The organism is Shewanella scandinavica (assembly GCF_031932065.1).
GTDB lineage: Bacteria > Pseudomonadota > Gammaproteobacteria > Enterobacterales > Shewanellaceae > Shewanella > Shewanella baltica.
On sequence record NZ_JAUOES010000010.1, the window covers coordinates 72,488 to 91,677 of the forward strand.

General features: G+C 47.4%; 17 protein-coding genes and 1 riboswitch. Of the genes, 13 read left to right on the forward strand and 4 right to left on the reverse strand.

Translation table 11 applies throughout. The features are described 5' to 3' along the window. Positions 1 to 142 precede the first annotated feature (142 nt). A complete protein-coding gene (locus tag Q4Q50_RS10840; RefSeq protein WP_311899279.1) occupies positions 143 to 1,012 on the forward strand; it encodes an alpha/beta fold hydrolase in 870 nt (289 codons plus the stop codon). 213 nt (positions 1,013 to 1,225) lie between these two features. Then, positions 1,226 to 2,233: a class I SAM-dependent rRNA methyltransferase gene (locus tag Q4Q50_RS10845; RefSeq protein ID WP_311890845.1), complete on the forward strand. Its 1,008-nt coding sequence runs from the start codon at positions 1,226 to 1,228 to the stop codon at positions 2,231 to 2,233. Positions 2,234 to 2,319: 86 nt separating this feature from the next. Here Q4Q50_RS10845 and Q4Q50_RS10850 read toward each other — a convergent pair whose 3' ends face one another. From Q4Q50_RS10850 to Q4Q50_RS10860, 3 genes are all read right to left on the reverse strand, one after another. Then, complete coding sequence (locus Q4Q50_RS10850; protein WP_311890846.1) at positions 2,320 to 2,769, reverse strand: carboxymuconolactone decarboxylase family protein; 450 nt, start codon at positions 2,767 to 2,769, stop codon at positions 2,320 to 2,322. 37 nt (positions 2,770 to 2,806) lie between these two features. Continuing rightward, complete coding sequence (locus Q4Q50_RS10855; RefSeq protein WP_311899280.1) at positions 2,807 to 3,721, reverse strand: AraC family transcriptional regulator; 915 nt, start codon at positions 3,719 to 3,721, stop codon at positions 2,807 to 2,809. 370 nt (positions 3,722 to 4,091) lie between these two features. Further along, positions 4,092 to 6,200, reverse strand: a complete 2,109-nt coding sequence (locus Q4Q50_RS10860; RefSeq protein ID WP_311899281.1) for a glycoside hydrolase family 97 protein — start codon at positions 6,198 to 6,200, stop codon at positions 4,092 to 4,094. Positions 6,201 to 6,455: 255 nt separating this feature from the next. Here Q4Q50_RS10860 and Q4Q50_RS10865 point away from each other — a divergent pair, with 255 nt between their 5' ends. From Q4Q50_RS10865 to Q4Q50_RS10875, 3 genes are all read left to right on the forward strand, one after another. Then, on the forward strand, positions 6,456 to 7,271 hold the full coding sequence (locus Q4Q50_RS10865; RefSeq protein WP_311899282.1) for a tRNA (adenine(22)-N(1))-methyltransferase: 816 nt from the start codon (positions 6,456 to 6,458) through the stop codon (positions 7,269 to 7,271). A gap of 266 nt (positions 7,272 to 7,537) precedes the next feature. Next, a complete protein-coding gene (locus Q4Q50_RS10870; protein ID WP_041408466.1) occupies positions 7,538 to 8,068 on the forward strand; it encodes an NUDIX hydrolase in 531 nt (176 codons plus the stop codon). Between the two features lie 193 nt (positions 8,069 to 8,261). Continuing rightward, on the forward strand, positions 8,262 to 8,825 hold the full coding sequence (locus tag Q4Q50_RS10875) for a tRNA-uridine aminocarboxypropyltransferase (RefSeq protein WP_371830298.1): 564 nt from the start codon (positions 8,262 to 8,264) through the stop codon (positions 8,823 to 8,825). Positions 8,826 to 8,944: 119 nt separating this feature from the next. On the opposite strand, the gene trhA is transcribed toward Q4Q50_RS10875, so the two are convergent. Continuing rightward, positions 8,945 to 9,628 carry a PAQR family membrane homeostasis protein TrhA gene (gene trhA, locus Q4Q50_RS10880; RefSeq protein WP_311899284.1) on the reverse strand — a complete coding sequence of 228 codons (684 nt, stop codon included), beginning with the start codon at positions 9,626 to 9,628 and terminating at the stop codon, positions 8,945 to 8,947. A gap of 506 nt (positions 9,629 to 10,134) precedes the next feature. On the opposite strand from trhA, the gene Q4Q50_RS10885 reads away from it, so the two are divergent. From Q4Q50_RS10885 to Q4Q50_RS10920, 8 genes are all read left to right on the forward strand, one after another. Continuing rightward, positions 10,135 to 11,325 carry a hypothetical protein gene (locus Q4Q50_RS10885; protein WP_311899285.1) on the forward strand — a complete coding sequence of 397 codons (1,191 nt, stop codon included), beginning with the start codon at positions 10,135 to 10,137 and terminating at the stop codon, positions 11,323 to 11,325. Positions 11,326 to 11,492: 167 nt separating this feature from the next. Next, positions 11,493 to 11,591: riboswitch (TPP riboswitch) on the forward strand. A 201-nt stretch (positions 11,592 to 11,792) separates the two neighbouring features. Further along, complete coding sequence (thiC, locus tag Q4Q50_RS10890) at positions 11,793 to 13,916, forward strand: phosphomethylpyrimidine synthase ThiC (protein ID WP_311899286.1); 2,124 nt, start codon at positions 11,793 to 11,795, stop codon at positions 13,914 to 13,916. A 2-nt stretch (positions 13,917 to 13,918) separates the two neighbouring features. Then, positions 13,919 to 15,820, forward strand: a complete 1,902-nt coding sequence (locus Q4Q50_RS10895; protein WP_311899287.1) for a bifunctional hydroxymethylpyrimidine kinase/phosphomethylpyrimidine kinase — start codon at positions 13,919 to 13,921, stop codon at positions 15,818 to 15,820. Next, positions 15,813 to 16,724 (forward strand): HesA/MoeB/ThiF family protein, encoded by a 912-nt coding sequence (locus Q4Q50_RS10900; protein WP_311899288.1) that lies wholly within the window; start codon positions 15,813 to 15,815, stop codon positions 16,722 to 16,724. Before Q4Q50_RS10895 ends, Q4Q50_RS10900 begins: the two co-directional genes overlap by 8 nt. A 16-nt stretch (positions 16,725 to 16,740) precedes the next feature. Further along, on the forward strand, positions 16,741 to 16,944 hold the full coding sequence (gene thiS / locus Q4Q50_RS10905) for a sulfur carrier protein ThiS (protein WP_006081758.1): 204 nt from the start codon (positions 16,741 to 16,743) through the stop codon (positions 16,942 to 16,944). Between the two features lies 1 nt (position 16,945). Then, entirely contained in the window at positions 16,946 to 17,710 is a 765-nt protein-coding gene (locus Q4Q50_RS10910; RefSeq protein WP_311899289.1) for a thiazole synthase, read from the forward strand. After that, entirely contained in the window at positions 17,707 to 18,822 is a 1,116-nt protein-coding gene (thiH, locus tag Q4Q50_RS10915) for a 2-iminoacetate synthase ThiH (RefSeq protein WP_311899290.1), read from the forward strand. Before Q4Q50_RS10910 ends, thiH begins: the two co-directional genes overlap by 4 nt. 102 nt (positions 18,823 to 18,924) lie before the next feature. Continuing rightward, positions 18,925 to 19,188: a chemotaxis protein gene (locus Q4Q50_RS10920; protein WP_113940374.1), complete on the forward strand. Its 264-nt coding sequence runs from the start codon at positions 18,925 to 18,927 to the stop codon at positions 19,186 to 19,188. Positions 19,189 to 19,190 lie beyond the last annotated feature (2 nt).

Sequence of the window (19,190 nt, forward strand, 5' to 3'; positions counted from 1 at the left end):
TTAAGGCCGTCGTAGAGGCTGATATCGACAGGTTTGATTTCATCGCTAGATTTCGTAGCTTGAGCGTAAGGTGCCTAGCGGCTTAGATTGGTACGATTGAATCCGTTGAACTATAACAGTGGGACTCGATAAGTAGGATTTGATGGATCAAATTTGGACTGAATTACAACAGGCTAAGGTTTTTAAAACCTTTTCTGATACTGGTGAAAGCGTACATTTCTACCATGCCAATGGTTTTCCATTAGGTGTTTATGCGCCTTTATTGGCCAAGTTGCAGCAAGCCTTTAGCCTTAATTCACTCGAGTTAAGGCCGACACGGCCCGATGTAGGTTTGCCGCCTAAGCGCCGAGATTGGCAGCTATATGCCGATGATTTGATCTTGCATATTGAGCGGCATTGCAGTGCGCCAATTGTGGGAATGGGTCATTCGATGGGAGCAACCAGTACCATTCTTGCCGCTAACAAAAGACCCGATTTGTTTAAAGCACTGATACTTATTGAACCTGCAATGGTGTCGCGCCCTATCGCTTGGTTTGCCAAGTTAATGCCTAAATCATTAATGAATTTGACCGCGCCCGCCAAAAACACCTTAAAGAAGCGCGATGCGTGGGAAAGTCGTGAGCATTTCCTTGAATATTGCAAAATGAGTAAGTTATACAAACGCTTTGATGATGAGGCGTTTGCCGCCTTAGCCCAATTCGGGGTTTATCAACACAATGATGGCCAATTCACGTTGAAGTTTCCTAAACAGTGGGAAGCGCATAATTACACCCAGCCGCCGAATGTATTATCGATATTGCGGCAGATAAAGCTTCCCTGCGTCGCCATTCGAGGGAAACCGTCAGTGTTCTTTTCTGAAGCGACTTGGCAGCGTTGGCAACAGCTCACACCGAATACGGTATTTTTAGAAGATCAGCGATATGGGCATCTGTTGCCGTTAGAAGATCCCTCCGCCTGCTTAAGCCTTATCCATCAAGGACTCAGTGAATTGAATCGCAAACGGGAGGCATAAGTGAGTTTGAGCATGCATTGAGCCGTAACGACTAAAGCCAAAAAGTGAATGAACCCAATCAAGCTAGGTCGTTGTCCTAGTATGCACTTTTTAAAGCCTGTTTTTCGCACTGGCAGGGTGAATTTATCCGATATTCTGAGTGCTAGTTTGCTATCATGCCGTTTTCCTTCTTGAAACCTTACGCAGGTTTCCGCTGCGCGAGTCCCGCTTTTTATGTCTATTCAAACGCTGTTATCGACGGCTCTGGCGAAACGCCATGATTTTTTACAACAAGCAGAACAGGATCAAACCGATTGTTTTCGGGTGTTCCATGGCACAGTCGAAGGCGTGAGTGGCTTGAATGTCGACCGTTACGGCGATACTTGGCTAGTGCAGAGTTTTCATCAGACCTTAACCGACGAAGAGTTAATCGATGTCAGCACCGTTTTGCTGCAACAGGCCGATTTGCCGATTGTGTATAACGACCGCTCATTAGGTAATTCCCGGGTATTGAACGCGTTATCACCCGCACTGGCAGATATTGCGAATTCTGAGCGAGTCATGCAGGAAAATGGCATCAAGTTCAGCACTAAACTGCGCCACGAAGGGCAAGATCCGCTGTTATTCCTCGATATGCGCATTGGCCGTGAATATGTGCGGGCACACAGCCAAGATAAAACCGTGCTGAATTTGTTTTCCTACACTTGCGGCATTGGCACTGCGGCAGCCATGGGCGGCGCGACTCGGGTGATGAACGTCGATTTTTCTTCTTTTGCTTTAGCCACGGGTAAAGCGAATGCGGCGTTAAATCAGGTGTCGAATGTGTGTGAGTTTGTGCAGAGTGATGCGTTTCCGGCCCTGCGCCAATTGGCTGGTTTGAGTGTGGGAGGCCGCCGCAATCAAAAATTACCGAGCTACCCCAAATTGCCGCAAACCCAGTTTGATCTGGTGTTCCTCGATCCACCGCGTTATGCCAAGAGCGCTTTCGGTATTGTCGATTTGATCAATGATTATCAAGGTTTGTTTAAGCCCGCATTAATGGCGACCAAAGTCGGTGGCACTATCGTTTGCTGTAACAATGTGGCGAAAGTCGAACGCCAAGCTTGGTTCGACAGCTTAGTGCGCTGCGTTGAAAAACAAGGCCGCAGTGTCACAGCGCACACTTGGCTCGATCCCCATGAGGATTTCCCGTCATTCGATGATAATCATCCACTCAAAATTGTCGCGCTGACCTTAAGCTAACGGCATAGCTGGTACGAGCGTCACAGTGATATCAATAAGCAGGGCACCCGATGCGGTGCCCTGTTTATTTGTCCATTTATGTGCCGCTAGATGGGTTGCAGGTGGAAGGCAATCGCGACGCGGTTCCAGCCATTAATGGCAATGATTAAGCTGGTGAGGTCGACAATTTCTTTCTCGGAATAATGCTCTGCAAGCGCCGCATAATGACTGTCATGCACGGGTGCAGTAGCAACTTGGGTTAAGATTTCTGTCCAGAGCAGCGCTGCACGTTCCCGTTCATTAAAGATTCCATCGACCTCATGCCAAGCGGCAAGTAAATCTAAACGCAGCTGTTCTTCACCGTCGCTTCTGGCTTCCTTGGCGTGCATTCGCTGACAAAACGCGCAGCTATTGAGTTGCGATGCTCTAAGCTTGACTAAATGCACCAGTAATGGCGAAAAGTGGGAGTCGCCGGCTGCTTTGTCTAAGCTTAACAGTGCGTTGGCGAGTGCGGGTTGTAGCTGATAAATTTGCTGGCGTGGTATACGTTCTGACATAAAAGCCTCCTATAAGCTGAGGCTTCAATCTAAGCGGTTAGCGCGACCTGGGATTGGAGATTTGCGACATTTTACGCTTTTTGTATTGTCCTGGTGTTTGCTGTGTCACCCTTACAAAGTGTTGATGTAGATGGGCTTGATCGTAAAATCCGCAATCGAATGCGACCTGCACTAGGCTGAGGTTAGGTGATTGGCTGAGTAAGTTTCGGGCGATTTTGACTCGGTTTAATTGCAGTAACTGCGCAGGTGACAATCCGATTTCTTGTTTAAATCTTCGTTCAAACTGACGGCGGCTTAAGGGCAGTTGCCTATAGAAATCCTCTAAACTGGCTTGGGTTTGAATAAGCTTTGGTAAATTCGCCTGCACTAAGCCAACCATAGCGCTTTTATGTCGAGATAACACCGCACCAAATTGCTGCTGGGAGAGTTGCAACAACCAGTGCTCAAGTAGGGCAATGCGTTGGGCTGGCTGATTAGTTTCCGCCAGTTGTGATAGCAGTTGATCCAATCCCGTTAGTTGTAATTGCGTCGCATCAATAGCCGTCACTGATGTGGCAGACAGAATATCTTGCAGTTCAATGCCGAGTAAATGAAACGCGCCGCCGGGGTGAAAGCGAACTGTCAGCAGCTCGATTCCTGGCAAAAAGGCGTGGGAATGTCGGCTCTGACCACAATGAAACAACACTTTGGGTTCATCGCTGCTTATCGTTTGAGTTAGCGTTTGTGTTGGGAAATAGAAATGTAGGCTAGTGCCGCCGTCCGGATAAAATGTCTGCTCAATGCTCTGCGGTAAATTAGTCGCTACGCGCAAATGAAAGTAGCGCTGCACCCAAGGGCGAAGTGGCGCTAAGGGTTGAAAATGGCTAAAGCCTAAGTGCGCGAGTTCAGTCTCGAAACGCTTAAAGCTGCGCATTTCTAATAAATTTGCCCTATATCGCACGCTGAGCACCATAAGCAAGTAAAGGAAGGTCAGATTAATCTAACTGAAGTATTTTTGCACCTGTGTTGATTGTACGCATTCGCCTTGGACTGGCATGGTCTGTCTACGATGTGGGTGAGTTTGCGAGGGCATTTACAGCCTGTTTATTCTGTTTATACCGATTTGTCTGCCAATGAGCACGAACTGAATTTAGGCCAACATCAACTAAGTCGCTTCGAAGAGGGTTAACTTTTACGTTTGTATTGGGATAAATAGGTGTTAGAGGGCAATAAAACGTCACCAGGGACAAGGTGCATCCTTGGTGACTTTCTATTTTTTAACTCTGTATTTTCACACTCGCTTAAGCATTTAAGTTAATGCGCTGAACTGAACACGATGAAATCTAAAGTGCTTTAAAGCGTATTGCCGTACCGCCACTACTGGCGAGTGTGAGGTTTAGGCTATCTTTAGCACTCACCTCGAGGGTTTCAATCACATAATCATAGGGATTGGTTTTCCAATCGGCGTTTGCGCCATCGCGGTAAATCTGCGCTTGATAACATTTATTCGGGTCGAGGAAATCCAGTTTGACCCTGACCTTGCGCGCGGTTTCATCCGTGAGTGCACCTAAGTACCAATCACCTTGATCCTTTGCTTGGCGGGCAAAGACCACATAGTCGCCAACTTCACCGGCAAGCGCGACACTCTGATACCAATCGGTGGGCACATCGCGGATAAATTGGAAGGCATCTAAGTGCTTTTCATAATTGCGCGGTAAGTCTGCTGCCATTTGGATTGGACTATAGAGCACAACGTATAAGGCGAGCTGTTTGGTCAAGGTGGTTTGCACACGGTTTTCTGCATCTAACCCCTTAGGCGCTAAGTCAAAAATCCCCGGAGTAAAGTCCATTGGTCCTGCCAGCATACGGGTAAAGGGTAACATGGCCGTATGTTCAGGGCTATTTGGTGGGCTACCCCAAGCATTGTACTCTTGGCCGCGGGCACCTTCGCGGGCGATCCAGTTCGGATAGGTTCGGCGCAGACCTGTGTCTTTAATCGGCTCGTGACTATTGATGCTGATATGGTGCTTCGCCGCCTCGGTAACGCTGTGCAAATACTCGCCCACCATAAATTGGCCGTCGTGCCATTCGTGGCGGGTGATGCCTTGGTCATCGATGCGCTTGATTTGGCCACCATCGGCGACATAGCCGGTTTTGACTTGGGTCACGCCGTATTTTTCATACAGGGCGAAGGCATCTGCCATTTGATCGCGATAATTCGTGACTGAGCCTGCGGTTTCGTGGTGGCCGATTAAACTCACTCCTTTTTTCGCGCCGTAGGCGGTGATGGCGGGCAGATCGAAATCGGCATAGGCCTTGGTAAAGCTAAATTGATCGCCATTATGGAACCAGTCGCCATCCCAACCTTCATTCCAACCTTCTACCAATACACCATCAAACTGATATTTAGCGGCAAAATCCATATAGCGCTTTGTTTCACTGGTGGTGGCGCCGTGGGTTGGGCTCGAACCCCAGGTATTTTCATTTAAGTGCATTCCCCACCAGATACCGACGTATTTCCCCGGTTTTACCCAAGCAACATCGCCGAGTTTATTGGGCTCATTGAGGTTAAGGATAAGGTGGGAGTTGAGCAGCCCAGTTGCTTTGTCGGCAATTTGAATGGTGCGCCACGGCGTATAAAACTCCACTTGGGTTTTGACGCGAATGCCGTCGGACCAAGGCGTGAGATCGGCCTTAAGTTTGCCATTGCGCTGTTGATCTAAGGTCATGGCGGCAAAGTCAATCAAGGCGGCCTCGTGAATACTTAAGTGCGTTCCATCTGCGAGTTTAAAGGTGAAGGGCGTGTGGACTCTATCGACTTCTTTCAGCGCAGTGGTGCGATACAAATATTCGTAGCGATTCCAGCCGCGGGCAGGGATCCACCATGCTGTGGCTTTATCGGCTTGGCCGACATTGAACTCGGTTAACTCGTCTGTGATTGAGAGCGGCGAATTAGCGGGCAGCGCGGCTTGTTGGGCTAAGTGATAGCGAAAGCCAATACCATCGTCAAAGGCTTTAAACTCGACTTCGAGTTGCACCTTGCCGTTGCTTAATACTGCGGTCAGTTGATTGTGCTGATCGCGGATCCATTCCTGCTCGCCCCAAGGTTGTTGCCACTTGTCATCGGCATTTTTTTTCTCGCTGCTGTTAATCTGCAATCCTTGACCGAGTTCACCAAGGGATTGAAAAACTAAGCCTAAGCGGCTCGGTTCTATGACTGTCTTGCCGTGAAAATCGATTTTATATTCGGGGCGGCCAGTATCGTCACTCAAGCTGATTTGAATTTGTTGGTTGGGTGAGCTGACGGTAACGGTTTTGGCAAATACGTTGGCACTAAAGAGGCTAGCCACCGCAAGGGCGATAAGTGTGGGGCTCAATAGCGCTTGCGATAGTTTTGGGCCAGCTGAACGCGGGCCGGCAATTAACTGAATAGGGTTGGTCTCGATGAACATTCCTTGATCCTTGTTTTTATAATGAATGTGACTCACAGCATACTAGTGGCGATGGCTTTTTAACCGCAACGGCTTGCATACGTATTCACCACATTAAGGCGTGGCGTAACAGAAGTGACGAGAAGCACTACGAGGGCACGAACAAAAGATGTGGTTTGCGTTTGACTCGGGTAAAATGCGCGCTTTCTTTTTGCTTAAAAATGCAATTTAGCGTGGGATTTACAGTGTTAAAAGCCGCAGCAGTAAGGTCAAACCGTGAAAATTAGCCAACGTTTACAACAGATAAACAGCATGATCAGTGGTCATTACGATCATATTTGGGATTGCTGCTGCGATCATGGTTTACTCGGTATGCTGTTGCTAGAAAGGAGCGCTGCCCGCCATGTACACTTTGTCGATTGTGTCCCTTCGCTGATGCAGGCGCTTGAACTGCGTTTGCAGCGTTTTTTCCCCGCTGACATATCAGGCCTTAATCCCAACTTAGCGCCACACTCAGATCCAGACTTAAACTCAGACATAGACCCACGCTTAAACCTAGACATGGACCCAAATTTAAGTCGTCATACTCAGTGGCAAGTGCATTGCCTTGATGTTGCGGCTTTACCGCTCGCGCAAACCAGTGACAAGGATAAACAGTTGATCATCATCGCTGGTGTGGGTGGTGAACTGCTGGTGGACTTAGTGCGGGCAATTCTAGCCCTGCACCCACAGCGGTACCTCGAATTTATTTTGTGTCCCGTGCATCATAATTATTACGTTAGGCAATCACTCACAGCCTTAGGGTTAGGGCTGAAGTCGGAACACTTATTGGAAGAGAATCAACGTTTCTACGAAATCCTCCATGTCAGTACAATCGCGGCTCCAAATGGTCGGCCTATCAGTGCTACGGGTTCGTTAATGTGGCAGATGCTAGATGAAGCAAGTTTGCCGCGAGCGCAGCGTTATCTGTCGCAGGTGATTGGTCATTACCAACGCATGCCCACGCATAAGCAAACACCAGAGATTATTGATGCTTATCAGCAGCAATTGGCCCAGCTCTTGAGTGAACATAGTGAGTTTGAATGCTCTTGAGCATTTTTCAGCTTGGACATTACGATGGGCACCAAAGATGAGCAGCTACGATGAGAATCAGGCGAAAGAGATGATGCATCGCGATCTTAACATCATGGTTAAAACGATTTTAGCTTAAGCCGTTAATAATTAAGCTTGTAATCGCTAAAACCTATTAATCACTCTGACTGGACTGAGTGTGATTATTGCCTCTGCTACAGTTTTTGATCTGCATTTGGCACATTTTCGTTTATGCTGCGACTCCTTTTCGGCAAATGGCTACGACTATGCGTTTATTGAGAACCACCCAAGATCCAGCGGTTAACCTACAGACGGCACGCGTTTTTTATCGCAGAGCTGCCCGCGCGATAGTGTTATCGGGTGAAGACATTTTGCTGCTGTATACTCAAAAATACCGCGACTACAGTTTACCCGGCGGCGGAATTGACGACGGCGAGAGCCTCGAAGATGGGCTGATCCGCGAGCTACAGGAAGAAACTGGCGCCCTAGATATTCAAGTGTTAGCTCCCTTTGGTCGTTACGAAGAGTTTCGGCCTTGGTACCGTGAAGGGGCGAACGTAGTGCACATGGAGTCATTCTGTTATGTGTGCCGTATCGACACCGCACTGGGCGAGCGTGGTTTAGGTGAGACACGATTAGAAGCCCATGAGATAAAAAATGGCATGCGGCCTGAATGGCTCAATATTCATCAAGCTATCGCCCATAATGAAGATATTCAGCGTAATCATCCCCATAAAGGCCAATCAATAGAGCGTGAAACTTTTCTGCTAAAACAGATAGTGTTGGAATGTTTGTAAGTTTTATCACTTTCAAATCATGTGGTTAATATATGATTTTATTTCACACATAACTGAGTGAGCATGGTTTGGTTAGCGATTAAACGTCGTTATTTCAACCTGATCTTTTAAGCTGATACTGCTTCGAGCCTGTGGCTGACAACAGTAGATGTTTAATGCTATTTCTCATTCTTTTGCCGCAGCAAGGAAGGCAATGCAGATTATTTTATTGACCCACGAACGCGAGTTAAGCCGCAAAACAAATACTGGTCAACTCGCGTTAGCCGCATTCCCTGAAGAGGTGAAAAGTATCGTCTGGTCGAGAACGGCACCTGATAACGATTTAGTGGCTATGTTGGCATCGCAGCAGGCTAAACTGTTGTTTCCTGCAAGTGATACTGAGCCCGCTGTGCCCATTGATCAAAATGCCTTAGATACGGTTTTAGCTGAGCCAGTGCTCTCGAACGCACAAATGTTGTTAGCGCCAGCGCACTCCTCACTCATAACAACACAACGAATGCCGAGCCAAGTGGTGATTTTAGATGCGACCTGGCAGGAGGCGCGTAAGATGCTGCGCCAGAGCCCCTATCTGAAAACGGCTGCACGAGTCAGTTTGCCGCCACTTATGCCTGAATCCGCTTTTATATTGCGGCGTAATCAGCAAGAAGGAGGTTTGTGCACTGCAGAATGCATTATTGCACTTTGGCGCCAGTGTGGCAGAGCAGAACAAGCGACGCTATTAGCGTCGCTGTTTACTGAATTGAATAGCCGTACTTGATTGCGATGTTTGAGAGAGAGAGTTCAAGGAAGTGCTTGAGTAGATAATTAACGACTTTTAGCTTTGACTCACAGATAAATCACCATCTGTTAAGTCATAGTCATTTAAATTATAGCCATTTAAATAACAGTCAGATAAATACACAGAAAGTGACTCATGGCACCGCCAAGCACGAACAAATGCCAAATGGCATGGTTAAATGGAATGCGTTTCCCGACGTAGAACACCACCCCTAAGGTGTAAAATAATCCGCCTAAGATCAATAGATTAAAACCTAACTCCGACATGGCCGCCGTTAAATCGCCCATCACAGTGACACATAGCCAACCCATGGCGAGATACAAGACTAAGCTTAACTTTTTGAATTTGTGAATAAATAGCGTCTTAAATAGGATCCCACCAATTGCAAGCGACCAAATCGCCGTTAAAATTACTATCGATTGCGTCCCCTGTAGGCTTATCAGCATCAAAGGTGTGTAAGTTCCTGCAATCAAGCAGTAAATTGCGCAGTGATCGGCGATCTTAAGTTTATGTTTCCAGCCTGAATGGCTAACGCTGTGGTATAAGGTCGAGCATAGAAAAAGCACTATGATGCTCGCACCATAAATGGCAACGCCTGTTAGTTGAATTGGCGTTAGGTGATCTTGCCCTTTGAGTAACATCAGTACCAATGCCACTACGCCTGCGATAACGCCTAAGCCATGGGATACGCTATTAGCGATCTCTTCTTTAATACTGTATGGCCCAGATTTAGCAGGGATATTGGCTGGGTTTTGCTGTTCGATAACACTTTGACTCGACATGGTAGATACACACTCGCAAACGATAATGACTGAGTCTATCAGTTAGAAAAATAAATCACCATATTTAAGCGTACACTTGTAAGCTTAAATTGGTAACTGGCTTCTATTGTATTCACTTTTTATCTTTTTAACGCCGTCTTGTATTCCCGTCAGCGTATCGCATTGATGATGTTATCCGCTTAAAGACGTAAGAGTTAACAAGCATTTGCCCTTCAATTTAGCGCGATTGTGATCCCAATTCACAGCCTTATTTGCCTAAACCGACAAGTGTCTAATTAAGCATTGGCGTTAGCACTGCGCTTGTAACGTGTTGCTTTCGCGTTGAACTTTACCCTGTTTGCCTCCTCTAATCAGCGTTGAGCACTCGCAAGTAAATACAATCATTGGATAATTTGCTTTCAATATTCAGCAACCCGATATTGGATTGATATTGAATTAGAGTGCAATGGTTCCACGTTTAGCATCATCGAAATCAATTGAGACTACACAAAACCTAAGGATGGATTTTGCCTTTTCAACGTCAACCCGAAGCCGTGCCTTTATTGACAGTATCTCCTACAGCAATAGCGATTGGAGATGATGCTGATAGTGATTTGCCTATTTCGGTCACATCGTCATCGGTCACATCGCCAGAATGCGAGACTTTTATTGCATTTGATGATCACCTCAGTGATCAGGGTGATGCTTTGGCATCTGAGTCTAAATTAGAATCCCAATTTGAACTGTCTTGTACGTTACAAACCTATGCTCAGGCATTGGGGGCGGGATCCGTTTTACGTGCTCGTCAGCCGTATTTCAAAGGATTAAGTCTACTTTTTTTTGTGCTCTTAGTGCATTCGTGTTTATTCTTACTTATCTGCATTTTGTGGCGCCCACAGTTAAATCTCTTTGGATTAACGGAAACAGAAAGCCGGGGCCCTAAAGTGACGGCGCTCAAAGCTTATTTTATTTATGCTCCCGCGGTAGAGAAGGCTGAAAGCGCTGCGCTAGAAACAGAGAGCAAGGCCGAGGATAAGACTGAGATGACAAGTTCTGTTACGCCTACAACTGTTCCCACGCCTACAACTCAAGTTAAGCCTATGCCAATATTTGAAAAGGTCGTGCCTGAAAAAGTAGATCAGGGAAAAGTGAAGCCAGATACGGTTAAACCTGACATCACTCAATCGAGCCAATCTCAATCAAGTGCCCCAAGTGAAGTACAGCCCGCGGAAGCGACGGCAAAAAAGCCAACAAATATGTTTGATGCCACAGAAATTAAGACGCAGCTTGGCGCTCAGAGTTCGCCTGCAGCAGAAGGTGAGAGCACAATAGCGACAAGCTCAAGCATGAGTTTATTCACCCAGCAATATTTTGAACGTCAGCGCGAGCAAGCGCTCGATGCTCTCGTCATTGAACAGGCCGATAAATTCACCCGGAAATCGAATATGAGTGAAATGAGCCCTGAGATGGAAGTGTTATTTGTCCCTAACGCCGATGATTTCGGTGGCACAACGAGTCTAGATTTACCCTTAGATCCAAATCGTATTGTGCGTAAAGGGGATACTTGTTATCGCGTGGTACAATTGGGGACTCAAGTCAATCCTTACGCAGAAAATTTAGGCTTCCCATTTGACTGCAGTGGCAAAAAAATCAATCAAGCTATTGATGATGCCATTCAATCTCGATTAAATAAAATGATGCTCAAACCCCATAAATAGTGACTTTCTTTTATGATCTATTTTCATGCTAATTATAACTTTTTTAGTTTAATTTTATTTAATTAATTAAAAACAATGAATTATGAATCTTTATTTTGGATTGGTATTTAAGGCTTTTAATTACTTTTTTCCTTGTTTGTTGCTGCCGCTTCTGTCTATACTGCGCACTCATCTTGTCGGAGTGCCTCTTGGCTGAGACCGTTTATTCGGGATCCGTTGAACCTGATCAGGTTAAAACCTGCGAAGGAAACAAGCGTAATAACACATATTAAATCGCCAAAATAGACGGCTTGAACACCTGTTAACTCAGCAGTGTTTTAAGCCTTAATGTTTAGATTTAATTGTTATTGAGCAGGGTAACTCAATTTTTGAAGCCAGTGTTGGTCACAAAAATTGATTGCCATGCCCAGCTATCAACAACTCAATTCTCCAGACAAGCAACTCCATTTTTTAACGTGAGATTGCTTATGTCCAGTTCAAACCAAAACCCAGCTGTAGCTGCCAATGCGATAGAAATCACAGCGTCAGAATCGACAATCCCTAATAAATCGACAGTGCCTAATAAATCGGCTGAGTCTAGTCAATCAATCGTGCCTAAGGCGCCGAGTCGCCGCGAAACCCGCGCGCAGGCCCAAGCCTTTATCGATACGTTAGCGCCGCTGCAACATCCTAATTCACAAAAGATTTACCTCGAAGGTTCAAGTGCCGATATTCGCGTTGGCATGCGGCAAATCCTGCAGACTGACACCCTTGTCGGCGGTACAGATGATGCGCCTATCATGGAAAAAAATCCGCCAATACGCGTGTATGATTGCGCTGGACCTTATTCCGATCCTGAGGCCGATATCAATGTGCGTCTAGGCCTTGGTAAATTAAGACAAAACTGGATCCTAGCCCGCAACGACACAGAGCAATTACCCTGCGCGACCTCAGATTTTACCCAACAAAGACTCGCCGACGACGGTTTAGACCATCTGCGTTTTGAGGCAGGTTCGAGTGCAATTGTCCGCCCACGCAGAGCGCTGCAGGGTAAACGAGTCAGTCAATTACACTATGCCCGTCAAGGGATTATCACGCCCGAAATGGAATATGTGGCGATCCGCGAGAACATGGCACTTGCGCAGGTACAGGATGAAATTCTTAATCGTAAAGCCAAGGGTGAAGCTTTTGGTGCCTTAGTCGGCGAGCCGATTACCGCCGAATTTGTCCGCTCTGAAGTCGCCCGTGGCCGCGCGATTATTCCGCTGAATATTAACCATCCCGAAGCCGAACCTATGATCATAGGGCGTAACTTTTTGGTGAAAGTGAATGCCAATATTGGTAATTCTGCGGTGACGTCATCCATCGAGGAAGAAGTGGAAAAGCTCGTCTGGTCAACCCGTTGGGGTGCAGATACGGTCATGGATTTATCCACGGGTCGTTATATTCACGAGACCCGCGAGTGGATCATCCGTAACTCGCCAGTGCCCATTGGCACAGTGCCGATTTATCAAGCGCTGGAGAAAGTGAACGGCGTGGCAGAGGATTTAACCTGGGAAGTGTTCCGCGATACCTTGATTGAACAAGCTGAGCAAGGTGTTGATTACTTTACCATTCATGCTGGTGTGCTGCTTCGCTACGTGCCGATGACGGCTAAACGCGTCACTGGGATAGTTTCCCGCGGCGGTTCAATCATGGCCAAATGGTGCCTGAGCCACCATAAGGAAAACTTCCTCTACAGCCATTTTCGTGAGATCTGTGAGCTTTGCGTCGCCTACGATGTATCCCTGTCTTTAGGTGATGGTATGCGTCCAGGCTCAATTGCTGACGCCAATGATGCCGCCCAGTTTGCAGAGCTTGAAACCTTAGGTGAGCTAGTCAAAATCGCATGGGAATACGACGTACAAACCATTATCGAAGGGCCGGGACATATCCCGATGCAACTCATTAAAGAGAACATGGACAAGCAGTTAGCTCACTGCGATGAAGCGCCGTTTTACACGCTTGGCCCGCAAATCACCGATATCGCACCTGGGTATGATCATTTCACCTCCGGCATAGGCGCGGCCATGATCGCTTGGTACGGCTGCGCTATGTTGTGTTATGTCACGCCAAAAGAACACTTAGGATTACCGAATAAACAAGATGTTAAGCAAGGTTTGATTGCTTATAAGATTGCCGCCCACGCCGCCGATGTGGCGAAAGGTCATCCGAGTGCGCAAATTCGTGATAATGCGCTGGCAAAGGCGCGGTTTGAATTCCGCTGGGAAGATCAATATAACTTAGGACTCGATCCTGAAACCGCACGTGCTTATCACGATGAATCTTTACCGCAGGAATCCGCTAAAGTCGCGCATTTTTGCTCTATGTGCGGCCCTAAATTTTGTTCGATGAAAATCACCCAAGATGTGCGCGCCTATGCCGCTGGCTTAGAGGCGGCACAAGCGAAGGCGGATCAAGTTGAAGCTGCTGACCAAGCCATGCAAGTCACAGTCAAGACGCCGCAGGAGTTGGCAGCGGTAATGGCGCTAAAATCGGCACAATTTGCTGCTTCGGGCGCCGAGATCTATCACGTGAAAGACAAGCTTGTCGCCGAAGCTGAGGAAGCCTAATTATGTTGGGTATTCATGGGGATAATGCGCCCATGAATACCGAGCATCCCGCGTTTGTCTGGACCATAGCCGGTTCAGACAGTGGCGGTGGTGCCGGTATTCAGGCGGACTTAGCGACAATTCAAGATTTGGGCTGTCACGGTTGCAGTGTGGTCACCACAGTGACGGCGCAAAGTTCTGTGGCGGTCACTTTAGTCGAGCCCGTATCAGCGGCGATGTTAATGGCTCAGCTGACGACTTTACTTTCCGACTTACCACCCAAAGCAATTAAAATCGGCTTACTGGCAGATCAAACTCAAGTGGCATTGCTGGCAGATTGGATCGCGAGTTTTAAAATCCACTATCCATCTGTGCCTGTGATTGTTGATCCTGTGATGGTCGCCAGTTGTGGCGATGCATTAGCAGTCGATAACTGTCAGGATATAAAAAGTGCGGCTAAATCAGCCTTAGATTTTAGGCCTTTCAAAGGTTTAATCGAACTTATCACGCCCAATGTGCTTGAACTTGGGCGATTAACTCACAGTGATGTTTCAACGAAAGCGCAATTCGCTGCTGCTGCACTGGCTTTATCTCAGAGTCTTGATTGCAGTGTGCTCGCCAAAGGGGGCGATGTAAGCTTTGGCAGCACTGACATTCTTGCTGATACTCATGCTCAAACTCACGCTAACACTCTTGATACCGCTTACAAGAGTAATGGCTGGGATCTTGAGCTTGCCGAGGATTATCTAGTTTGTCGTCAAGTGCGCGCGAGTTCTGAGCTGCATCAAAATGGGCGCTTCTGGTTAGCCAGCCAGCGGGTTAATACCCGTCATAATCATGGTAGCGGCTGCACTTTGTCATCGGCCATTGCCGCCGTGTTAGCGCAAGGTTTTGTATTGCAAGATGCGGTGGTTGTTGCCAAAGCCTATGTGAGTCAAGGCTTAAGCGCGGCGGTTGGCTTAGGGCAAGGTCCAGGGCCGTTGGCCCGAACGGGTTGGCCTAATGATTTGTCCCGCTATGCCAAGATAAATCTGTGTGATGGCAATTTTATTAGTCATCACCTCAATCAACATCTTGATGTTAGAAGTGATTTAGTTGCAACAGTTTTATCCGCAACAGATCAGGTAAGAATAGCCTACACGTCACCTCAAAATATTTTATCCCACGGTTTTAAAGTGCTCGATGCCGATCTTGGTGTTTACCCTGTGGTGAGTGACTTAATCATGCTGGAAAGTTTGTTAGCTGCGGGCGTTAAAACCCTGCAGTTACGGATAAAAACCGACATCAGCGAATTAACTACTGCAGCGCCAGCCGAATTTAATTTAGGTAAGTCTGCGCTGAGTAGATGTGAGTCAGGCGAACCTGAGTTAATTGGCTCCGAATTAGAAGCACAAATTCAAACGGCCATTGCCTTAGGCAAGCATTTTAATGCGCAGCTTTTTATCAATGATCACTGGCAGTTAGCGATGAAATACCATGCCTTTGGGGTACATTTAGGCCAAGAAGATCTCGCCGTTACCGACTTAGCGGCCATTCAAGCCGCGGGGCTCGCGCTTGGTATATCCAGCCACAGTTATTTCGAGCTGTTATTGGCGCACCAATACTCGCCATCCTACATAGCGCTTGGGCATATATTTCCAACCACGACGAAGCAAATGCCTTCGGCGCCCCAAGGGCTTGCAAAACTTAAACACTATGTAGCGTTACTCCAAGACCATTATCCCTTGGTCGCCATTGGCGGTATTGATTTAGATAATCTGGCAAAGGTGAAAACCACGGGGGTGGGCAATATTGCTGTGGTGCGCGCAATAACGAAAGCTAAGAATCCGTTAGCCGCCTTTGCAGAGTTGAGCCAAGCTTGGGAGCAATGTAGCTTGTCTGAAGAACTGGCTGTAAAGCATGAGTTGGATGCAAAGCATGAGTAAAAACCAACCGCTTGCTCACGCAGAAGTTCTTTGCGGTCATATACACAGCGACAATGAACACTGCGGCCATACACTCAGTGATGCCGATTTCATCCGTTATTCTCGGCAAGTCTTATTGCCTGAAGTCGGTGAGGCTGGGCAATTGCAATTGGTCGACGCCAGTGTCGCAATTATCGGTCTTGGCGGCTTAGGGCAATTGGCGGCGCAATATCTGGCCTGTGCAGGTATTGGTCGCTTGACCTTAATCGATATGGATAAGGTTGAAGTATCAAATCTGCCAAGACAATTGTTATTCAACGATGCCGATATTGGACTCAATAAGGCGCGAGTTGCCAAGCAAAAGCTCAATGGCATAGCACCGCATTGCACTGTTACTGCCTATGAAACGGCATTTAATACAGAAACTGCGGCTCATCACTTGGCTGATATTCTAGAGGCAAAACAACGGGGTAAAAAAGTGCTAGTGCTTGACTGCACAGATAACTTTGCGACTCGCCAAGCCATTAATCGCCGCTGTATCGAAGCGGCTTTACCCCTAGTCAGCGCATCAATCGCAGCATTTAGCGGCCAATTGTTCGCGGTCGACCAAATGCAGTTCCCCTCTGGTGGTTGTTATCACTGTATTTTCCCCGCGCAGACGAGAGTGTCGCAGAGCTGCAGTACCCAAGGCGTACTCGGGCCGAGCGTAGGCGTGATGGCGTCAATGCAATCTTTGGTGGCCATGCAACTCTTGCTGAGTATGGATAGTTGTGATGAACCTAAAAGTGCCTTGTTTGGGCGTTTTTGGCGCTTCGACGCTAAATCACTTTCATGGACAGCGGCGACATTAACGCGGGATCCCCATTGTGACGTATGTGGTCCAAAAGAGATTCGTTCATCATCCGATAAGCCCAGCAAACTATAAAGTATGGAGGTTTGATATGATTTTAATTCACATAAATAATGTCCCGCAGCCATTAACGGAACCGACTTCACTCGCGGCTGTGATCCTCGCGCAAGATATAGCCCTCGATTCGGTCGCTATCGTGTTGAATGCAGAGGTGGTTCCGCGTAATCGCTGGCAATCGATTCTCTGCCAACATGAAGATAAATTAGAACTTTTTTCAGCTGTAGCGGGAGGCTAGTATGTTAACGATTGCCGATGTGGAGTTTGAATCACGGTTATTTACCGGAACGGGAAAATTCAGCAATAGCCAAGTGATGCTAGAGGCGATAACGGCTTCAAAATCGCAGTTAGTGACAGTTGCGATGAAAAGAATTGATTTTAAAATGGGGCTTGATGATTTACTCACGCCGTTACGCCAAGCGGGTGTACGGCTATTGCCTAACACTTCGGGGGCGAGAAACGCCAAGGAAGCGGTGTTTGCGGCTGAGCTTGCCCGTGAAATGCTGGGAACTCATTGGATTAAGCTCGAAATCCACCCGGATCCTAAGTACCTAATGCCCGATGCGATAGAAACCTTAGAGGCGGCTAGAATCCTCTGTGAGAAAGGCTTTATCGTGATGCCCTACGTGCATGCCGATCCTGTGCTCTGTCGCCGCTTGGAAGAGGTGGGCTGCGCTGCGGTTATGCCACTGGCGAGTCCGATTGGCAGTAATCAGGGTTTAGTCACTGAAAGCTTTTTAAAAATCATCATAGAGCAGGCGCGGGTGCCTGTGGTGATCGATGCCGGCATTGGCGCACCTTCGCAGGCTGCGCGGGCAATGGAGCTGGGCGCCGATGCGGTGCTCGTTAACACCGCCATCGCTAGCAGTGCGTCGCCGATAGTGATGGCCGAGTGCTTTAAAGAGGCGGTGCAATGCGGTAGACGGGCCTTTGAAGCTGGGCTTGGCCGAGTACAAACGGGCGCGGTACAGACAAGTCCTCTGACGGGATTTTTAAACCAATGAGTTTTGTAGCGGAATTTGCCAAGATCCCACGGGATAAACTGTTACTCGATTTGTATTCTTGCGCTGCCCAGGATGTTGAGCGGGCGTTAGTGAGTCCAGCAGGGGATTTACGTAGCTTACTGGCCCTGTTATCACCTGCGGCTGAACCTTATATAGAAACCATGGCACAACGTTCAGCGGCGCTTACGCGGCAGCGATTTGGCGCGAATCTGGGTATGTATTTACCGCTATACGTCTCGAATCTGTGCGCTAATGATTGTGATTACTGTGGCTTTAGCATGAGTAACAAACTCAAACGCAAGACCTTGAATGAGCTGGAGTTGATGGCCGAAATGGCCATCATCAAAGATAGGGGCTTCGATTCTGTTTTACTGGTATCAGGTGAGCATGAAACTAAGGTCGGCATCGATTATTTCAAGCAAATGTTGCCGCTGGTAAAGCAGCAATTTAGCCATTTGGCGATGGAGGTCCAGCCCATGAGTGAGGACCATTATCGCCAGTTAGTCGCGCTAGGTTTAGATGCTGTGATGATTTATCAGGAGACCTATCAGCCCGAGACTTATGCTCGTCACCATTCCCGAGGTAAAAAAATGGATTTTGCCTATCGTTTAGCAACACCTGACAGAGTTGCGGCGGCGGGCGTTGATAAAATTGGTCTTGGGGTATTACTCGGGCTGGATGATTGGCGTTTAGATGCGTTAATGATGGGATATCATCTCGACTATTTAGAGCGACGCTATTGGCGCACCCGCTTTAGTATTTCGCTACCAAGGTTACGACCTTGTACTGGCGGGATCACCCCAAAAGTCATGCTATCGGATCTAGGTTTAGTGCAAATGATTTGTGCATTTAGACTTTTTAATCAACAGCTTGATATCAGCATGTCGACAAGGGAAAGTCCTGAGCTGAGGGATAATCTTTTGCCACTTGGGATCACTCAAATCAGTGCGGGCAGTTCGACACAACCGGGAGGCTATCAAGCGCCTGACAGTCAACTCGATCAATTTGAGATAAGCGATGATCGCAGTGTCGAGCAAGTTATCGAACAGATGCAACGGCAGGGTTTTAATCCGGTATTTAAAGATTGGGAAGCTAATTGGATCACTAGATAGAACAGACAGTAAATTAAGGCCGAGAATGCGGATAAAACCTGTACTTTTGTAATCCGTTGGTTAATAATTAACCCATTAATCACAGCGTGCAGGAATACCGTTATGCAAATCCAATCTGCTTATTCATCCGGTCTGCAAGGCTTGCAAAGTGCGCAATCTGGGCTCACTCAAGCAACAATAGATGTGGCTAAACCGACACCGACGCAAAGTGCATCTCCGGCTGAGCCTGCTAGAGATGTTGCCCAGCCCGATAAAACATCGGCATTACTGGCAGCAAATGAGTCATTAAGACAAGGTGAAGCCTCAACAGAAGTGATTGAAACTGATTCAGAAACGATAGGTTCGATCATTAATATTAAGGTGTAAAT

Bases quoted from the DNA above. Each gene is read 5' to 3' on its own strand.
- Q4Q50_RS10840 (WP_311899279.1), top strand. From the start codon at position 143: ATGGATCAAATTTGGACTGAATTACAACAGGCTAAGGTTTTTAAAACC.
- Q4Q50_RS10845 (WP_311890845.1), top strand. From the start codon at position 1,226: ATGTCTATTCAAACGCTGTTATCGACGGCTCTGGCGAAACGCCATGAT.
- Q4Q50_RS10850 (WP_311890846.1), bottom strand. From the start codon at position 2,769: ATGTCAGAACGTATACCACGCCAGCAAATTTATCAGCTACAACCCGCA.
- Q4Q50_RS10855 (WP_311899280.1), bottom strand. From the start codon at position 3,721: ATGGTGCTCAGCGTGCGATATAGGGCAAATTTATTAGAAATGCGCAGC.
- Q4Q50_RS10860 (WP_311899281.1), bottom strand. From the start codon at position 6,200: ATGTTCATCGAGACCAACCCTATTCAGTTAATTGCCGGCCCGCGTTCA.
- Q4Q50_RS10870 (WP_041408466.1), top strand. From the start codon at position 7,538: ATGCGTTTATTGAGAACCACCCAAGATCCAGCGGTTAACCTACAGACG.
- Q4Q50_RS10875 (WP_371830298.1), top strand. From the start codon at position 8,262: ATGCAGATTATTTTATTGACCCACGAACGCGAGTTAAGCCGCAAAACA.
- trhA (WP_311899284.1), bottom strand. From the start codon at position 9,628: ATGTCGAGTCAAAGTGTTATCGAACAGCAAAACCCAGCCAATATCCCT.
- thiC (WP_311899286.1), top strand. From the start codon at position 11,793: ATGTCCAGTTCAAACCAAAACCCAGCTGTAGCTGCCAATGCGATAGAA.
- Q4Q50_RS10895 (WP_311899287.1), top strand. From the start codon at position 13,919: ATGTTGGGTATTCATGGGGATAATGCGCCCATGAATACCGAGCATCCC.
- Q4Q50_RS10900 (WP_311899288.1), top strand. From the start codon at position 15,813: ATGAGTAAAAACCAACCGCTTGCTCACGCAGAAGTTCTTTGCGGTCAT.
- thiS (WP_006081758.1), top strand. From the start codon at position 16,741: ATGATTTTAATTCACATAAATAATGTCCCGCAGCCATTAACGGAACCG.
- Q4Q50_RS10910 (WP_311899289.1), top strand. From the start codon at position 16,946: ATGTTAACGATTGCCGATGTGGAGTTTGAATCACGGTTATTTACCGGA.
- thiH (WP_311899290.1), top strand. From the start codon at position 17,707: ATGAGTTTTGTAGCGGAATTTGCCAAGATCCCACGGGATAAACTGTTA.
- Q4Q50_RS10920 (WP_113940374.1), top strand. From the start codon at position 18,925: ATGCAAATCCAATCTGCTTATTCATCCGGTCTGCAAGGCTTGCAAAGT.